The 17,207-nt window shown below is 52.7% G+C and carries 19 protein-coding genes; 11 read left to right on the top strand and 8 right to left on the bottom strand.

Annotation, left to right across the window (positions count from 1 at the left end; genetic code table 11):
- Nucleotides 1-48 precede the first annotated feature (48 nt).
- The 7 genes from HVE01_RS02840 to HVE01_RS02810 all read left to right on the top strand — a co-directional run bounded on the left by HVE01_RS02840 (nucleotide 49) and on the right by HVE01_RS02810 (nucleotide 6,612).
- Nucleotides 49-1,002, top strand: coding sequence for a PstS family phosphate ABC transporter substrate-binding protein (locus HVE01_RS02840; RefSeq protein ID WP_146942264.1), 954 nt, complete (start codon nucleotides 49-51; stop codon nucleotides 1,000-1,002).
- Between the two features lie 96 nt (nucleotides 1,003-1,098).
- Nucleotides 1,099-2,217, top strand: a complete 1,119-nt coding sequence (locus HVE01_RS02835; RefSeq protein WP_125753110.1) for an ABC transporter permease subunit — start codon at nucleotides 1,099-1,101, stop codon at nucleotides 2,215-2,217.
- Entirely contained in the window at nucleotides 2,217-3,638 is a 1,422-nt protein-coding gene (pstA, locus tag HVE01_RS02830; protein ID WP_146942262.1) for a phosphate ABC transporter permease PstA, read from the top strand. The genes HVE01_RS02835 and pstA overlap by 1 nt, the downstream gene beginning before the upstream one ends.
- Nucleotides 3,632-4,447: a phosphate ABC transporter ATP-binding protein PstB gene (gene pstB, locus HVE01_RS02825; RefSeq protein WP_125753116.1), complete on the top strand. Its 816-nt coding sequence runs from the start codon at nucleotides 3,632-3,634 to the stop codon at nucleotides 4,445-4,447. Before pstA ends, pstB begins: the two co-directional genes overlap by 7 nt.
- A 30-nt stretch (nucleotides 4,448-4,477) precedes the next feature.
- Nucleotides 4,478-5,203 carry a phosphate signaling complex protein PhoU gene (gene phoU, locus HVE01_RS02820; protein ID WP_125753119.1) on the top strand — a complete coding sequence of 242 codons (726 nt, stop codon included), beginning with the start codon at nucleotides 4,478-4,480 and terminating at the stop codon, nucleotides 5,201-5,203.
- 69 nt (nucleotides 5,204-5,272) lie between these two features.
- Nucleotides 5,273-6,007: a sulfate transporter CysZ gene (gene cysZ / locus HVE01_RS02815; protein WP_125753122.1), complete on the top strand. Its 735-nt coding sequence runs from the start codon at nucleotides 5,273-5,275 to the stop codon at nucleotides 6,005-6,007.
- A 125-nt stretch (nucleotides 6,008-6,132) separates the two neighbouring features.
- Nucleotides 6,133-6,612: a copper chaperone PCu(A)C gene (locus HVE01_RS02810; RefSeq protein WP_125753125.1), complete on the top strand. Its 480-nt coding sequence runs from the start codon at nucleotides 6,133-6,135 to the stop codon at nucleotides 6,610-6,612.
- Between the two features lie 69 nt (nucleotides 6,613-6,681).
- On the opposite strand, the gene HVE01_RS02805 is transcribed toward HVE01_RS02810, so the two are convergent.
- From HVE01_RS02805 to HVE01_RS02780, 6 genes are all read right to left on the bottom strand, one after another.
- The gene (locus HVE01_RS02805; protein ID WP_125753128.1) at nucleotides 6,682-6,993 is read right to left on the bottom strand and encodes a hypothetical protein; all 312 of its coding nucleotides are present in this window, start codon (nucleotides 6,991-6,993) and stop codon (nucleotides 6,682-6,684) included.
- A 469-nt stretch (nucleotides 6,994-7,462) separates the two neighbouring features.
- Nucleotides 7,463-7,765 (bottom strand): hypothetical protein, encoded by a 303-nt coding sequence (locus HVE01_RS02800; RefSeq protein WP_125753131.1) that lies wholly within the window; start codon nucleotides 7,763-7,765, stop codon nucleotides 7,463-7,465.
- 300 nt (nucleotides 7,766-8,065) lie between these two features.
- Nucleotides 8,066-9,382: a phosphate regulon sensor histidine kinase PhoR gene (gene phoR / locus HVE01_RS02795; protein WP_146942260.1), complete on the bottom strand. Its 1,317-nt coding sequence runs from the start codon at nucleotides 9,380-9,382 to the stop codon at nucleotides 8,066-8,068.
- A 2-nt stretch (nucleotides 9,383-9,384) separates the two neighbouring features.
- Nucleotides 9,385-10,074, bottom strand: coding sequence for a phosphate regulon transcriptional regulator PhoB (phoB, locus tag HVE01_RS02790; RefSeq protein ID WP_009723274.1), 690 nt, complete (start codon nucleotides 10,072-10,074; stop codon nucleotides 9,385-9,387).
- A gap of 119 nt (nucleotides 10,075-10,193) precedes the next feature.
- Nucleotides 10,194-11,084: a 4-hydroxybenzoate octaprenyltransferase gene (gene ubiA, locus HVE01_RS02785; protein ID WP_125753137.1), complete on the bottom strand. Its 891-nt coding sequence runs from the start codon at nucleotides 11,082-11,084 to the stop codon at nucleotides 10,194-10,196.
- Between the two features lie 34 nt (nucleotides 11,085-11,118).
- Complete coding sequence (locus HVE01_RS02780; protein WP_244973770.1) at nucleotides 11,119-11,700, bottom strand: chorismate--pyruvate lyase family protein; 582 nt, start codon at nucleotides 11,698-11,700, stop codon at nucleotides 11,119-11,121.
- 87 nt (nucleotides 11,701-11,787) lie between these two features.
- Here HVE01_RS02780 and HVE01_RS02775 point away from each other — a divergent pair, with 87 nt between their 5' ends.
- The 4 genes from HVE01_RS02775 (at nucleotide 11,788) to HVE01_RS02760 (ending at nucleotide 14,750) form a co-directional block, all read left to right on the top strand.
- Nucleotides 11,788-12,978, top strand: a complete 1,191-nt coding sequence (locus HVE01_RS02775) for an NAD(P)/FAD-dependent oxidoreductase (RefSeq protein ID WP_146942258.1) — start codon at nucleotides 11,788-11,790, stop codon at nucleotides 12,976-12,978.
- A gap of 104 nt (nucleotides 12,979-13,082) precedes the next feature.
- Entirely contained in the window at nucleotides 13,083-13,355 is a 273-nt protein-coding gene (locus tag HVE01_RS02770; RefSeq protein ID WP_009723279.1) for an HU family DNA-binding protein, read from the top strand.
- Entirely contained in the window at nucleotides 13,355-13,711 is a 357-nt protein-coding gene (locus tag HVE01_RS02765) for a hypothetical protein (protein ID WP_125753143.1), read from the top strand. Before HVE01_RS02770 ends, HVE01_RS02765 begins: the two co-directional genes overlap by 1 nt.
- Before the next feature lie 91 nt (nucleotides 13,712-13,802).
- Nucleotides 13,803-14,750, top strand: a complete 948-nt coding sequence (locus tag HVE01_RS02760; RefSeq protein ID WP_146942256.1) for a LysR family transcriptional regulator — start codon at nucleotides 13,803-13,805, stop codon at nucleotides 14,748-14,750.
- Here the strand turns inward: HVE01_RS02760 and HVE01_RS02755 are convergent.
- Nucleotides 14,729-16,279, bottom strand: coding sequence for an aldehyde dehydrogenase family protein (locus HVE01_RS02755; protein WP_146942254.1), 1,551 nt, complete (start codon nucleotides 16,277-16,279; stop codon nucleotides 14,729-14,731). The genes HVE01_RS02760 and HVE01_RS02755 overlap by 22 nt on opposite strands.
- Nucleotides 16,276-17,196: an NAD(P)-dependent oxidoreductase gene (locus tag HVE01_RS02750; RefSeq protein WP_125753153.1), complete on the bottom strand. Its 921-nt coding sequence runs from the start codon at nucleotides 17,194-17,196 to the stop codon at nucleotides 16,276-16,278. Before HVE01_RS02750 ends, HVE01_RS02755 begins: the two co-directional genes overlap by 4 nt.
- Nucleotides 17,197-17,207 lie beyond the last annotated feature (11 nt).

Below are 17,207 nucleotides of genomic sequence, written 5' to 3'. Positions count from 1 at the left end.
GCTGCATCGCAATAGGCTGGTAATAGTTAATCACAAGAGGGGTGCCGTTTGAAGCGTTACAATTTACGACGTGTCAGAAAACATCAACTGCGACTGCTTCTGACTGGCTGGCTGCTAATCGCGGGCAATCTTGCCTGGGGTCAGCCAACCTCGGTGAGTGGCACGCTAGGTGCCGTCGGTTCTGACACTATGGCAGGCCTAGTGCTGCGCTGGGGCGAATCCTTGAGCGCCCGCCACCCGGATATCAATCTGCAATTTCAGGCTGGTGGCTCAGCCAGTGCGCCAACGGCCTTAGTGGCTGGCACCACCCGCCTAGGGCCGATGTCACGTCCCATGACCCATGCAGAGCGCCAGCAGTTTATTGACCGCTACGGTTATCCACCGCTTGAGCTTCGTGTTGCTCGGGACGCGCTAGTCGTGGCGGTCCATCGCCATAACCCATTGGATACCCTGACACTCCAACAAGTCGATGCGATTTTTTCAACTAGTCTCGCTTGCGGAGCTCCCCGCCCCATCCGGCGCTGGAGTACGCTGATGCCGGCGGCGGATTGGCCCTATGGCCAAATAGCGCTGCATGGTCGTAACCTAGCGTCAGGTACTCATGGCCTCTTTCAGAAAAGAGCCCTATGCGATGGCGAGTTTCGCCTAGATATCAGTGAACACCCAGGGTCGTCGGCAGTCATCGCGGCGGTAGGAGAGTCCTTCAATGCCATCGGCTATGCAGGCTACAACCATTTAACCCCAATGGTGCGCGCACTAAGCCTCGTCGATGAATCTGGCGTTGCCGTTGCTCCCAACGAGCACTCTATTCAGCAAGGAGAGTACCCATTATCACGTGATCTCTATCTTTACGTTAACCTGCCACCCGGCGAGTCATTACCACCGGTGGAGCAAGCCTTTCTGGCACTTATCTTTTCCGAAGAGGGCCAGCAGATTGTCAAAGCAGCAGGCTTTGTGCCTCTGCCTAATCAGCTACGTGATGCTCAGCGCCAACGCCCGTGAACTGTCATTTAATTGTCACAATAAAACGATAGGGTAAGGAGAATTAACCATGCATGCTTATTTTCGTGATGGCTTTCGCTTTTCTATGATGTCCACATGACTCCTCCTCGGCTACCCTTTTCGCGTCAGCCGCTGCGCCATATACAAGACCGACTTGCCACCGGGCTTATCACCGCCGGTGGCATCGGTGTTTTGTTGGCTATATTAGCGATTGGCGTATTCCTTTTTTGGGAAACGCTACCATTACTCGCCTTTGGCGACACGTTCAGCCTCGCTAAACTCTCCCCCCTTGCCTGGGGCACGCTAAAAGCCGCGCTGGCCGCCATGCTATTCGCAACGCCCATTGCCCTAGGCGCGGCAATGTACTCTGCGCTATTTATGTCCGCGCGGCTCCGTAGCCGTTTGAAGCCAACGCTTGAGTTGATGGAAGCGGTGCCTGGCGTTGTCATCGGTTTCATTGCCGGTTTATTACTTGCTCCCTGGGTGGAACAAAACCTAGCCAGTGCCTTGATAATCATTATTTGGCTACCACTGAGCGCAGCCTTAGCGGGATACCTATGGTATCGGACGGCCGCCCGCGTTCGCCAACGACTACCGCTTTCTTGGGCAGGTTTATGGCTTATTCCCTGGTTAATTGGCATGGCTGCACTGGCAATATGGATAGCTCCCATCATTGAACAACACTGGCTTGGCGGCGACCTGCGACGCTTGCTTGATCAACGGTACGGACTTGATTACGCCACTCGAAATGCATTGATTGTGGGTATTGCGATGGGATTTGCGGTGATTCCCAGTATTTATTCACTTGCGGAAGATGCACTTGCCGATGTGCCCTCTACCTTAATGGAAGGCGCTCAAGCGCTAGGCGCTAGCCGCTGGCAAGCACTCTGGAAAGTTGCCCTACCCACGGCAGGCCCTGGCGTCTTTTCAGCGGTGATGATTGGCGCTGGCCGCGCCGTAGGCGAAACCATGATTGTGTTAATGGCCAGCGGTAACACCGCGCTCTTTAGTGCCAGTCCGTTTGAAGGACTACGTTCGCTATCAGCCTCTATCGCCATTGAGCTTCCCGAAGCTTCTCCAGGCGGGCTGACCTATCACTTACTGATACTAGCAGCGCTGGCCTTGTTTATTTTTACCTTTGTGGTGAACACGTTGGCTGAAATTGTCAGACAGCGATTGCGCCGACGCTATCAACGTTTAGGGAGCACACTCTAATGCGTTGGCAGCGAGCAACTTTTTCAAACGTCAATTTTAAAATGGGCAGTAGCGGGCTCTGGCCTTGGCTTTGTGCTGCCTGCGTGGCACTTTCGTTATTAATGTTGGCAGCATTATTAACGCTGTTGACGATTCGGGGGTTAGGCCATTTTTGGCCAGCATCGTTAGAGGAAGTTACCCTAAAGTCAGGCGATACCGTCATTGGACAGGCAGTTCGTGAAGTGGCGCTGCCCAAAGAAGCAGGGACAGAACGGCTCTATTTCACAGGTAATCAGGATGTTACAGGAAGCAACTGGCGGTGGATTGCCATTGATGAGATTAGCCAGCAGGCCGAGCCAGCCGACCTGATTCGCTTAACGCGCTCCCCTTGGGGTGATTTTATAGGCCGTTTAATGACGGTGGAGAGCGGCGATCAACGGTTAACAGAACAAGCCGCCTGGACCTTCATCCATGATGCACTTGCCTTACCCGCTCAGCAACGGCCCCCTGGCACATTAGTACTAGCCACTGCGGATGGTCAAATACTTCGCCAACCGCTGGCAAGTGTCACCTACTTTCAATCGCCAAATGCCATGTCTTGGGGGCAAAAAACCATCGCCTGGGGACAACGCATCTGGCAATTTTTAAGTGAAGGGCCACGCGCCGCCAATACTGGCGGAGGTGTCTGGCCAGCCATTTTTGGCACTGTCTTAATGGTCATTCTGATGTCAGTAATCGTTACTCCGTTTGGGGTTCTCGCTGCCATTTACTTAAACGAAATCGCTCATCAAAACCGCTTAACACGCTTAGTTCGCATTGGCGTACGCAATCTTGCAGGCGTGCCCTCAATCGTTTACGGCGTATTTGGCCTTGGCGTATTTGTCTACGGAGTAGGCGGTTCTATCGATAGCTGGTTTTTCAGCGATGCACTGCCCTCCCCCACATTTGGCACCGGCGGCCTTCTCTGGGCCTCGCTAACACTTGCCCTGCTCACGCTACCTGTAGTGATTGTCGCTACCGAAGAAGGGCTAGCACGCATACCCGATGCCCAGCGGGAAGGTGCCGTTGCACTGGGGGCGACACGTTTAGAAATGTTAACGCGGGTGGTGCTGCCCATGGCAACACCCGCCATGCTAACGGGAGTGATTTTAGCCGTCGCCAGAGCCGCGGGCGAAGTGGCACCGCTAATGCTAGTGGGCGTCGCCAAGCTAGCGCCGCAAATGCCTGTAGATAGTGAATTTCCCTACCTTCATCTAGAGCGTAAGTTTATGCACCTCGGCTATCATTTATTTGATACCGCTTTTCATGGTGAAGATGTACAGACCGCCATTCCGCTAGTTTTCGCCACCGCGCTACTGCTGGTATTAATCGTACTCGTGCTTAATCTAACTGCCATATTTCTGCGTCATTATCTGAGGCGCCAGCGAGGAAACGAATGTTAGCGTCTTTATCGTCCAACAAAGCGGCTCTCGCACCCGTGACGCATTTTCCTGCCGAACAGCGTTGCCTGAGCATTGCAAAGTTTCACCTCGCTTATGCGGGGAAAGTGGCGTTGCGCGATCTAACATTAGACCTACCACGCCACCGTGTAACGGCTTTTATTGGCCCTTCAGGCTGTGGAAAGTCGACCCTACTACGCGCGATTAATCGACTGCACGACCTTAATGAATCGGTAACACACAGCGGCCATATTCAGCTTGAAGGTCAGGATATTCATGCCCCAGACATGAATGTTACCGAGTTACGACGGCGCGTTGGAATGGTGTTTCAAACCCCCAATCCTTTTCCCATGTCGATTTATGAAAACGTGGCTTTTGGCCTGCGTCTACAGCAGCGCTTACCCAAGCGCAAGCGGGACGACATTATCGAATGGGCACTGACATCGGCAGCGCTGTGGGATGAAGTTAAAGATCGCCTGCACCGCTCGGCTTGGCAGCTATCTGGCGGCCAGCAGCAGCGCTTAGTTATTGCTCGTACGCTTGCCGTTCAGCCGGATGTACTGCTACTCGATGAACCAGCGTCAGCCTTAGACCCGATTTCAACGCTGAAAATTGAAGAGCTAATTCGTAACCTTAAATCACAGCTAACGCTTGTGCTGGTTACTCACAATATGCAGCAAGCCGCGCGGGTTTCTGACTACACGGCTTTTTTGCAGCACGGTGAACTCGTTGAGTACGGGCCAACGGATCAAGTGTTCACCAACCCGCGTTTACAACGCACCGAAAACTACATCACTGGCCGCATTACCTAGGCCCCAAAGACATCACGTCAGGAGTGCTCAATGGATATTACGAGCGATAGCCACAGCCAACATATCTCTCGCCAGTTCAACCAAGAGCTGGAAGAGCTAAAAACCCACCTGATGGCCATGGGCGGTCTGGTGGAAAAACAAGTGCAAGATGCTGTTTTTGCGCTACTGGAAGGTGACAGCCGTCTTGCTGAGAAAGTGCGCGACAATGACCGCCAAGTAAACGATCTGCAACTACAGATTGACGACGAATGTACGCGGGTATTAGCGCGTCGTCAGCCCGCAGCTTCCGACTTACGCTTAGTGCTAGCGGTTATTCGCGCAACGTCTGACCTTGAGCGTATCGGCGATGAAGCCAGCAAAATTGCTCGAAACGCACTGCTGTTGAGCGAAAGTAGCGGCAGTATTCGTGGTTTAGTCGAAGTACGCCATATCAGCGAGCACGTGCGTAAAATGCTTCGCGATTCACTGACTGCTTTTGCGCGTTTTGATACCGATCTTGCAATGCAAGTTGTACGCGAAGATGAGTTCGTTGACGATGAGTATGGTAGCGCCATGCGTTCGCTGATGACCTTTATGATGGAAGACTCACGTTCGATTAGCTCCGTACTTAGCATTATGTGGGTACTACGTGCCTTAGAGCGGGTCGGGGATCATGCCAATAACTTGGCGGAGTACGTCGTCTACTTAGTCAAAGGGTTAGATATTCGCCATAGCGACCCCGACACAATCGACCCGCAGGTAATTAAAAAATCTTGACCTAGCACGCGATTCCTCCTGCAATACGCCCAGATATTCCCTCTGGGCGTTTTTTTCTAAGGAGCAAATATGTTGGATGCGATGACGGCGCTGAGTCGAGGCACTCGCTTGGTCTACCAGAAAGGTCTGCGGCGCTATATTTTCCTACCCATCGTGGTCAATATAATCGTTTATGCCAGCATGCTCAGCTTCGTAGTCAGCCGCTTTTCTGGCTGGTTAGATAGTGCGATGACCATGGTGCCAAGCTGGCTTGAATGGCTCTCATGGCTAATCTGGCCACTGTTCTTTATCAGCCTACTACTGGTGATCTTTTTTACCTTCACCCTAGTCACCCACTTAATCGCCGCACCTTTCTATGGTTTTTTAGCAGCGAAGGTAGAACGTCAAGCGACAGGGCGTGAACCCCTAGATGACCGCGGACTCGCTAAAACCGCTGTCGATGCCTTGGGACGCGAGCTAGTCAAACTCGGTTATATTCTGCCACGCATGGTGATACTGTTTATCATTAGTTGGATACCTGGCCTCAACCTGATAGCCCCTATTTTGTGGCTCCTCTTTTCCGCGTGGATCATGGCAATCACGTATTTAGATTACCCCATGGATAACAATAAGATTACCTTTCGCGACATGCGTGCACGGCTATCGCAACGGTGGTGGCCAAGTCTTACCTACGGCGGTTTGATTATGCTAGTGACCTGGATTCCTCTCGCTAACCTGTTCTTAATTCCCGGCGCAGTAGCAGGCGCTGTATTAATGTGGGACGACCACTACCGCGGTACGCGCGACATTACGCCTCAGCGCTGATGGCTTAATCGCTATAACGCTGATACAACCTATTTGTTACCTTAAGGTTGTTTGGCTTTACGACGACTCTCAAGATTAAGCATAAGCCTTGTTAACAAGATAAGGCCCCTACAAGGAATACAATCATGCTGACCCGCGCACTCTGGTTGACGGCTCTTCTCACTGGCTCAATCTCTTTCGCGTCGGCTCACGACGTTCAAACCGACCAACTAAGGATCGCTCATCCTTTTGCCACACCAACTCCTCCCGGCGTGGTAAATGGTGCTGCCTACCTGGATATAACGGCTCATACAGAATCCGTCACGCTGGTCAGCGCTCAGACCCCTGTGAGCGAAAGTGTTGAGCTACATGATATGCAGATGGAAGGCGATATGATGAAAATGCGCCACGTCAATGCTATCGAAATCGCGAAAGATGAAACGCTGACAATGCGGCCAGGTGGCGGCTATCACTTAATGCTAATGGGATTACATCAGCCACTAGCAGAAGGTGACCGGTTTCCCATCACGCTCAAGTTTGCCAAGCAAGACGATATTGAAATAGAAGTTTGGGTTCAAAGCGCCCAAGAAGGAAGCACCGCCGCTGATCACCATCACCAGCATTAGCGCGATCAACTAATAAGCGTCTTAGTCAAAAAAACCCCGTCGAAGCGGGGTTTTTTGACTATAGCACCCTTACCAGCGTGTACTGCTGCCCTCGTCACGGTTGAGTTCTTCAGCGCTATAGCCTTCTCTCTCTTTAGAATCATCATCAGCGTTACTGGCACGGCTTGAAGGCGTGTATATCAGAGTATTCTCATTGTCATTGAGCAAATCCTTAGCTGAATAGGTCGCAGGGCCCGATGTGTTACGAGATTGCGGCTGAATAATTTCCTGGTTTTCAACACGCTCTTTATTCAGCTCAATGGAAGAGTGCGCAACCGCGATAGAGCTTGCCAACAATAAGCCCACAACTACCGTGTTTTTAACAAGCGATTTCAACAACATAAATAAAAGCTCCTGACTGTATGAGGCAACCGACAGTGCAATGATACAAGGCATCTTCTTTTGTCAGTCGCGAAACGCGTTATCTAAATAGCTGTACCTAACATCAAAAAAGACCATGAAACAATAAAATTCAATTATTTCAAATTGATATAAAAAATTGACTACAAAAACCTACACCAAGGAGTAAACAGCTTGTAGCGTAACAATGATTATACTATACACAAAAAATTAGACCCCACCGAAGTGGGGTCTTGAGCACTCTTAGTATCGCGATACGTAACACTAGCTTCCTATCCGTTTGAGGGACTCCAGCCTTGGAATTAACCCTAACTAGCGTGTTGACCGTCGAAAGATTCAATCCTTGAATCTAGGAGCATCCGTGCAATTTGACATCCTTGCCTCTGAATAGCTCATCCCTAAGCGTAAGAGTTTTATTACCTTTTGAAAAGATTAGTAACCAAAGTTAATGTTACATTCCGCCATTCTCTTCAGGCAACTCATCTGTGCTGTCGTAGCCAGGCTCTGAGTCGTCATGGCTCGTTGAACTAGGCTCCATGTCACTGACATTATCACCTTCGTCCTGGTTCAACTCTTGGCTATCATAATTGCTTGGACCTGTTGTATTTTCAGATTGAGCCTCAACAGGCTGCTCATCAGGGGTAATGTTGTTCGCTGGGTCTGCTGGCTCTTGAGCGAATGCTGCAGGACTAGCAACCAAACCGAACGCTACACTTAAAATACCAGCTTTCTTGAGTAGTTCCTTGGACATCATGTTCCGTCTCCTAGATCGCTGTTCAGGTACTGCTTAAGTAATAAGAAAGACGGCCTTTCGGCTTACCAATTCCTATGGTTTTCTCTCTTATCAAGTACCAAGACTTTTGCATTTGATGTGCCAAAAAATCGAAAACGATATAAAAGATCAAACAAAACAAACGCTTATAAAGAAAAGCATAACAGGAAGGGGGCTTAACGCGTTTTCAAATCAAGCAGGGAAAGTGGCTAGAAATGACACATGAGCATTATTTGACCATACTTGTATGACAAACAGGGCACATCTATACATCACTTATACTTAAACAGCATTGCGTGAAGCGGACTCGCTTTTGACAACACGTGAGGATGGGAAAACACAGCGAAAGAGGGCTCCTTCGCCAGGGTGGGATTCAATTTGTAGCAATGCGTCATGCCTTAGCAGCACATGTTTTGCAATCGCCAGACCAAGCCCGGTACCGCCCGTTGCGGTACTACGCCCTTTATCAACGCGATAGAAACGCTCGGTCAAGCGTGGAATATGTACAGGGTCAATACCCTCACCGTCGTCGTCAACTTCAATACAAGCACTGCCATTCGGCAGGGTTTTCCAGCGAAGTGTTATTTGGCTTCCCTCTGGGGTATACCGCACAGCGTTAAACACTAGGTTTGAGATAGCGCTATGCAGCTCCTGCTCGCTGCCGATCAGACGGGCATCGCTCTCAAGCACGACTTGAACACTATGCTGTTGATTAGAGAGCGCCAACGCATCGCGACGAATGGCGTCGAGCATTGGCCCTAACGCTAACGCATGATGATCTTCGCCACCTTGTTCAATTTCTAACCGAGAGAGCAGTAGCAGGTCATTGACTAAGTTTTGCATACGTTTCGTCTGCTCTTCCATCTGAGCAATACCTCGGCCCAAACGTGGTGGAAGCTGCTCTTTTAAGTCGCTGTAGGTTTCTAAATAACCCGTCAGCACCGTTAGCGGTGTGCGTAGTTCATGGGAAACATTGGCGACAAAGTCACGACGCATCTGCTCTAAACGATGCAAGCGAGTAATATCTCGCGCCATTACCAAGCGCTCATCATCACCATAGAGAGTAATTTGATATTGAAGGATATGCCGTTCATCAATGGGCGACGTTAAGGTCAGTGGTTCACCGTATTTACGCGCATTAAAGTAGCTGATAAATCGTGGATCACGAATTAGATTGGTAATGTGTTGGCCACGGTCGTGGGCTGTTTGTAGGCCCAGCATTTCTGTCGCGGCGCTGTTCCACCACTCCAGGTCGCCATGTCGATCTAGCATAACGACACTGTCACGCATCGCTTCGGATGATTCTTGAATACGTGCAAGGGTGGCACGCAAGCGGTTTTGGGTAATCCGCTGGCTCTTTTGGTAGCGATACAAGCGATCAAAAAGCTCGCCCCACATGCCGCTCGCAGCAGGGGGTTCATCATGAGGATGAAGCGTTAACCACTCAAAGAGCGCGCGCAGTTGACGCAGTTGATACACCAGACAAACAGCAAGCCCCGCAGCGACTCCAAAACCAGGCGTACCCAGCAACCACCCTAAGCAAGCGCCCAAAGCGGCAAGCCACACAATTCGCCATAGTTCTCGGCTCCACAGGCGCACCGTTACACCCGCGCAGAAAAACGGTACCCAGTGCCTCTCACCGTTTGAATGAGACTCTGGTGAGCTTCTCCTAAGGCCTTACGTAGACGTCGGATGTGAACATCTACCGTGCGTTCTTCAACGTATACGTTACCACCCCATACTTGATCGAGCAGTTGGCTACGCGTATAGGCACGCTCTTGGTGCGTCATGAAAAACTGCAGCAGACGATACTCCGTCGGCCCCATTTCTAACGCTTTACCGTACGCACTCACACGATGGCTCACTGGATCTAATAGCAAACCATTAATTTCGATAGGGTCTTCGACACCTCGGGGGGTAGTGCGTCGCAATACTGCTTTTAAACGGGCCACCAGTTCACGAGGAGAGAAAGGCTTGGTGATATAATCATCCGCACCAGCCTCAAGCCCTTGAATTTTATTATCTTCTTCGCCTTTAGCGGTCAGCATGATAATAGGCACCTCGGCGGTGGCTTCTTCACGCTTTAAGCGTCTTGCAAGCTCAATACCGCTGGTGCCCGGCATCATCCAATCCAACAGAAGCAGATCTGGCTGGTGGTCAACCATCATGGCGTGGGCATCCTGGGCGTTATCCGCTTCAAGAACGCGATAGTCAGCCATTTCCAGCGCCACTGCGATCATCTCGCGAATAGGCGCCTCATCATCGACAATCAAAACGGTCTTGGCGGTCATTCCAGGGCCTCACGGTGTTCAATGAAAACTAATTTAAAAAAATAGTTCAAAAAAATTCAAAGACATGTCAGTGACAATAACACCATGACTTAATGACAATTTTATGACATAGAGGATATTTAGCCAGTTATTGGCCACCAACTTAGTGCAATACCTGCAAAAATTAACAACCCAGACCAATGGTTATTAAGAAACGCCTGGAAGCAACGGTCGCGCTCACGGCCAGCGATTAATCGTTGTTGATGGGCAAACGTGGCGGCCATAGCGGCTAGCCCAAGCCAGAAAAAGCCACCTAAACCAACGAGCCATCCTGCCCAGGCAAGTAGTCCAAGTGTCGCCACTTGCAGCACACCAATGATCAGACGATCAGCGCTACCAAACAGCACCGCGGTAGATTTGATGCCTATTTTTAGATCATCGTCGCGGTCGACCATGGCGTATTGAGTATCGTAGGCAACGGTCCACAGCACATTAGCGCTAAACAATAGCCATGCTTCAAACGGTACATGACCCAATATCGCACCGAATGCCATGGGGATCGCCCAAGAGAACGCAGCCCCTAACACTACCTGAGGTAAATGGGTGTAGCGCTTCATAAACGGGTAAATGAACGCCAGTACAACACCCCCTATCGACAACAGCACCGTAAACCAATTGGTCAGTAGCACTAAAATGAAAGCAGTGGCTACCAGCGCGATAAACAGCAGCTGCGCCTCGGTTTCACTGATACGACCAGTGGCTAGCGGACGATGTTTAGTGCGCTTTACATGGCCATCGAAATGACGATCAGCGTAATCATTAACCACACAGCCCGCAGCGCGCATCACATAAACGCCAGCAATAAAGATCAGCAGAACATTCCGCCCAGGCACGCCCTCTGCCGCTATCCACAATGCCCATAAGGTGGGCCACATCAATAGCCAAGTACCAATCGGGCGATCCAATCGCATTAAATGTAAAAAATCAGCCACCCGAGCCCATCCCGTTGGCCTCAACAGAGAACGGTCCATGCTTACCTCTCAAAAAGAAAACGCTGGCGATAGCCTAGCGCGAAGACAGGGCAAGATCATCTGCCATGGTCGATAAAAAGTATTCCTGCACTAACAGCGACAGCCCACTGTGCTGAAACACTGAGCGCCGCCCCCATACGCTGTCTAAAAGCGACGCAGGGTGTTCCGCGACAAAGCGTGGCTGATGGCGAGTGGCGTAGAGTGGCCCACGCACCAAGTCAGGTTGCTGAAACAACCAGCTGCCTAATGAACGCTCGCCAAGCCCTTCTAACCCCTTACCTTGTAATTGACTGAGTGGCGCTACCGAGCGTGCGACTACCCAGGGCTTATCGCCGACACACAACGCAACTTCTCTCAGCCATGCATAGCGGCGCGGTTCAATTCCCAGCGCTAGCGCTTCATCCCGCAGAGGTAAACCAATCGTTTGGCGTAACAATTGCACCCGAAATGCGTTCGTGCCGCCTGCGACGGTTAACCGCATCGTTAAGGAGTCCGTCGAGGCCACCCACTGCCACCACGAAGCGCTCATTGCAGGACGAGCCGCAGCAACAGGAAGCCAGTGAGGAAATAGTCGATGAGGAAATAGGCAAGCTTGCCGAACAGTAGGGGCGATCACCAAAGTCTCCAAGGCGGTCAATACACAGAAAGCTAGTGTAACATGGTGACCTCACAGGCTTTTGTTCCGCCGACTTTTGGTGACTGCATGCCCTCACACGAGATATCGCGATATTCCCATTCGGCACTGATTATTATTGGCACCGGCATGGCGGGGATTGGCCTTGCGCGCGCCCTACGCCGACAAGGCGATACACGTGCCATTACCCTTATCAGTGCCGATAGTGGCGATGATTACAGTAAACCGCTGCTTTCTACTGGCTTTGCGAAACGCTTAACGCCAGACCAACTCGCCCAACGTGACGCCAGCGGCGTCGCAGAAGAACTGAATGCTGAGTTAATTACCCACACCCAGGTCGCACACCTACATGTGGATAACCAATGCATAGAACTTAGTAATGGCCAACAGCTCCACTATGACGATCTAGTGCTAGCCACTGGGGCAGCGCCCCATACGCCGTTCAGCGTTCCCGAGAGTGTCACCAAACGATGCTTTACCATCAACGACTTAGATGAGTATCGCCGCTTTTATGCCGCATTGGGCGCAGCGCCTACTCAACGTGTTGCGGTTGTTGGTGCCGGGCTGGTGGGCTGCGAGTTCGCCAATGACCTCCATGCTGGCGGCCACCAAGTCACCCTCATTGCGCCAGAAAGCACCCCGCTGCAACGTCTACTGCCCGAGCCACTCGGCCAAGCGCTGGCGGATGCTTTCCAAGACGCGGGCATCCAACTTGCTCTAGGGCATAACCTGAAAACGCTCGCCCTTAGCGTAGATAATGCCCTATCACTCCATCTTGATAATGGCGACGTCTATGCTGCCGACATCATATTACTCGCCACGGGCTTAGCTCCGCGCACTCAACTTGCTGAAGCAGCCGGGCTGGCGGTTAGCCATCGCGGTATTGTGGTTGATCGCCAGCTACGCACCTCTCAACCGAACATATTTGCGTTGGGCGATGCGGCTTGCGTTGAGGGAGTTAACGCTATGTATGTTCAACCCCTGCAGGCAAGTGTAAAAGCGCTAGCGACAACACTCGCCGGAAAACCAACCAGCGTCAGCTTTGGGGCGTGGCCCGTCATTGTGAAAACACCATTACTTCCCGTGGTTGCCTACCCTCCAGCAACCACGCCAGCACGGTGGAAAATTGAGGGAGAAGTCGGTGACATGACAGCCGTTGCTGAAAATAAAGACGGTCGTTTGATTGGATTTGCGTTGACAGGCAGCTGCGTGAGAAGGAAAGTGGAGCTTTCCAGAGTAGCACCTGCGCTGCTAGGCTGATTTTCGCCGCCTTAGCGACTAGGCTAAAAAAGTTAACCAGCTGGGCAGTGCTTCTAACAACACAGATGAACTTACGCTTGATTTCCACATAGGGAGATACCTTTATGCGCAAACCTGAACTCGCAGCTGCAATTGCTGAAAGTGCTGATCTATCCAAAGATAAAGCAGGCCAAGTCCTGAACGTTATCTTGGACGAAATCACTAACAGCGTTGCCAAAGGCGAAGATGTCGCTCTGATTGGTTTTGGAACGTTTACCGTACGCCAGCGTGCCGCACGTACTGGCAAAAACCCCCAAACTGGCGCGCCGTTACAGATTCCCGCCAGCAAAAACGTTGCGTTCAAGCCGGGCAAAGCGCTTAAGGACGCCGTTTCCTAATGAAACTCAAGCTGACGCTGTGGCTACTGAGCTTACTGCTTAAAAGAGCCCTGCGACGCAAGCCGCGCTTTCGCGAGCAACTTGAGCGAATGCGCGGTCTAGACTGGGGCGTTGCCACGGAAGACCTCAGCATTGCCCGGTATTATCGAATGGCGCCGAAAGGCATTGATACCGGCAAAGGGCTACCCGTTGATCTAGACCTTGAGCTTCGTTTTCGCGATCAGGATGCCGCGCTGAAAATCCTTAAAAAACCGACGCAACAGGCATTTCTAGATGGCATGGTAGCCGGTGAAGTCCGCCTAGTGGGCGACTCTGCCGATATGAATAAGCTGCAGGGACTACTTAAGTACCTATAGTATTGTTATCGGTTTAGAGAACACCACAAGGTTCGGGGACCCTTAGGGTAACGATTTATACAGAGCCAGTGCAGAGGCATAGCAGCTACCAGTGGATATTCCTCATCAGCGATTGGTTTACTTTCGCGTTACCCTTGAGTCTGGCTCAGTGCGCCGTGCAGCGGCGCGCTTGGACATTGCCCCCTCGGCAGTAAGCCGGCAGATTGCCCTGCTGGAAGAAGCCTTGGGGGCAACCCTGATGGAGCGTCATCGCGACGGCATTTCGCCTACCCCGGTAGGCGAAATGCTGCTTGAGTACTGCGAACGACGCGGCGCTCTTGATGAAGGCTTTATTGCCTCACTTGAATCCTACCAACGCATGGAAACTGGCAAGATATCGCTCACCGTCGGTGAAGGATTTGTCAGTGACCTAGTCGCGTCTCCTCTGCATGAATTTACCCAACGCTATGCGGGCATTCAGCTCGATATCCATACCGCAGGCACCTCGGGGATAATTGATGCCATTATCAGTGATCACAGCCATATCGGCTTGATGTTCCATGAGCGTACCCATCCCCAGCTGCGTTTCTGGTCATCTAGCCCTCAGCCACTGATGGCTATCTTGGCCCCCAACCACCCTTTAGCCAAGCACACCACACCGCTTACGCTCACTCAGTTAAGCACACAGCCAATGGCCATGTGGGATACTACTCATGGGGTGCGCCAAATGGTTGACCAAGCCTTTCAGCAGTCGCGCATAGCCCCGCGCATGGCGATGAACACCAACTCCATGGTGATTCTGGCGCAATACGTGCGTAGCGGTATGGGCATTACCTTGCTGCCCGCCTTTGCCGTCGCCCATGATTTAGAGCTCGGCACGTTAGTCGCGCGCCCGGTAGATAATCCGCTTTTTCAGCGCTCCCAGGCCCACATGGTCACGCGGGTAGGTCGACAGCAGCCCAAAGCTAGCGTTCTGCTGCTACGCCACCTACAGCGCTGGATGCAGGCCTTTCGCGCCCCAGGCTTGGCAGTGAGCGATCAACCAACACCACTACCGTAACCAAATGCCACGCTGGCTTCGGGGGCGGTTTCCACCCAAACGCTTTGCGGTACCGTGTATTCGCGCAAGCCATCCAAACCGCTGGAGCGCCCAAAGCCGCTATCGCCAAAGCCTCCGAACGGCGACATAACGCTGATCGCCTTGTAGCTATTGATCCACACCGTACCCGCTCGCAACTGGCCAGCTACGCGATGCGCCCGCGCAACGTCCTGGCTCCAAACGGCGCCAGCCAAGCCAAAGCGGGTCTCGTTGGCAAGTTGAATCGCCTCATTTTCGGTGTCGAAGGCCATCGCCACCAGCACCGGGCCGAACACCTCTTGCTGAGCGATCTCCATATCCGGTGTGACATCAACCAGCACCGTAGGGGCAATAAAGTAACCGTGAGCCTCGTCAGGCAGCCCTGACGGACGTTTCCCCCCCGTTAACAGCCGCGCGCCAGCGGCTACTGCAGCGTCAATCATACGCGTCACTTGCTCAAACTGACGGCGATTCTGTAGTGGCCCCATGCGAGTTGCTTCGTCACTAGGCAGGCCCACTTGAATCTGCTCCGCCGCCCGCGCTAAACGACTGGTAACTTGCTCAAACACCGAGCGTTCGATCAACAGCCGCGACCCGGCCACACAGCTCTGCCCTGCCGCAGCAAAAATGGCCGCCTGGGCGCCTGCAACGGCTTCATTCAGCTTAGCATCGGCAAACACGATATTAGCCGATTTGCCCCCTAGCTCTAACACGCTGGGTACCAGCCTCCGCGCACCTGCTTCGGCGATCATGCGACCACTCTGGGGGGAGCCTACAAATACCAGCTTGCTGATGGCGGGGTGATCGGTCAGCGCTGCGCCGGTCGATTTGCCTAGCCCATTGACGATATTGATCAATCCTTTAGGAAGCCCGCCGCTTTCAAGCAGCTTGGCAATCACCACCGAGGAGAACGGCGTCAGTTCGGAAGGCTTCAGCACCACGCCATTGCCCGCTGCCATGGCCGGGGCTAACTGCCAGGCACAGGTGAACATCGGTGCGTTCCAGGGGGTAATCTGCCCCACCACGCCATAGGGCACGTGGTGCACATAGTTAAGGTGCGAGGTAGGCACCGGAATCACTTCGCCATGCTGCTTGTCGCACCAGCCTGCGTAATACTCGAACATCTCACGCACTTTGCCTACTTCAGCGCGGCAGTCACGAATCGGCTTGCCGGCCACCACACTTTCCAGCTGAGCCAGTGCCTCTTCATGGCCCTCCAAGCTGCGTATGGCGGCATTCATACGCCGTCCACGCTCGCTGGCGGTTAACGCCATCCATGCGCGCTGGCCACGCTCAGCCGCTTGGGTAGCACGTTCAATCAGCGCGGCTCCTGCATCGCGATAGCTCACCAGCGTTTCGCCGGTGGCCGGATTGCTCAAGGTGATCACTTCACCCTCTCCCACCACTAAATCACCATCAATCCAGTTACTCAGCGGTGTGGCAGCGGCTAATCCAAACCCTTCAAGCAGTTCAGCAAGATGGTCGCAGGCATGTTGGCTCAGTGTGTTCATTCGTTACCCTCCGCTTGAGTAGCGCGAGCTAATATCGGTGTAGTGATATGGTTAAAGTCATCGCTATCGGCGGGGTGATCGGCGTTGGCGTGCCAGGCATCGACCACGGCTTGTAACAGCGGCGAGGGTATATTCAGTTGCTCAGCGGCATCTCGCGCTAAACGCAGGTCTTTACGCATCAAGCCGGTGGTAAACCCTGAGTCAAAGCGTTCGCTAAGCACCCATTCGGGGAAATTCACCTCGCTAACCGCACTACGCCCAGAACCACTATTGAGCCCCGCCAAGCAGGCAGCGGGGTCAACGCCCGCTTTGGCTGCCATAGCAACGGCTTCGGCGGTGGTTAACAAGTGCGCGGCACACAGGTAATTATTGGCAAGCTTGACCACATGGCCGCTGCCCGGGCCACCCACATGGGTGCGCTTGGCTGACATCGCTTCCAGCATCGGCAATACCCGTTCGATAGTGCGTTCATCGCCTCCCAATAGCATCCCCAGCTTGCCGCTAGCAGCGCCTTTGGGGCCTCCGCTGACCGGTGCATCCAACCATAGAAGACCCGCTGCGCTAACTTTTTCTGCCAGTTCACGCGTCACGGCGGGGTCACTGGTGGAAGTATCAACAATCACGCTACCTTTTGGCGCCAGGTTAATCAGGCCTGGCGATTGCTCGAGCACCTCACGCACATGGGCGGAGGTGGGCAATGACAGCAGGTAAACGTCGCTTGCGGGTAGCTCTTCGGGAGCCACAGCGGGTACCCCTTGAGCAGCGAGGCGCGACCGTGCTTGCTCAAATACATCGCTTCCCGTTACCGCAAATCCGGCGGCTTTAAGCGTCAGCGCCATATTACCGCCCATCTGCCCCAAGCCGATGACGGTAATAGTTAAAGACCCAGTTGCCGAGGGCTCAGTTTGTAATGACATCGTAAAACTCC

Source organism: Vreelandella venusta, assembly GCF_007989605.1.
GTDB lineage: Bacteria > Pseudomonadota > Gammaproteobacteria > Pseudomonadales > Halomonadaceae > Vreelandella > Vreelandella venusta.
Note: the sequence above shows the minus strand (reverse complement) of the source record. Positions and strands in the feature narration are given on the sequence as shown.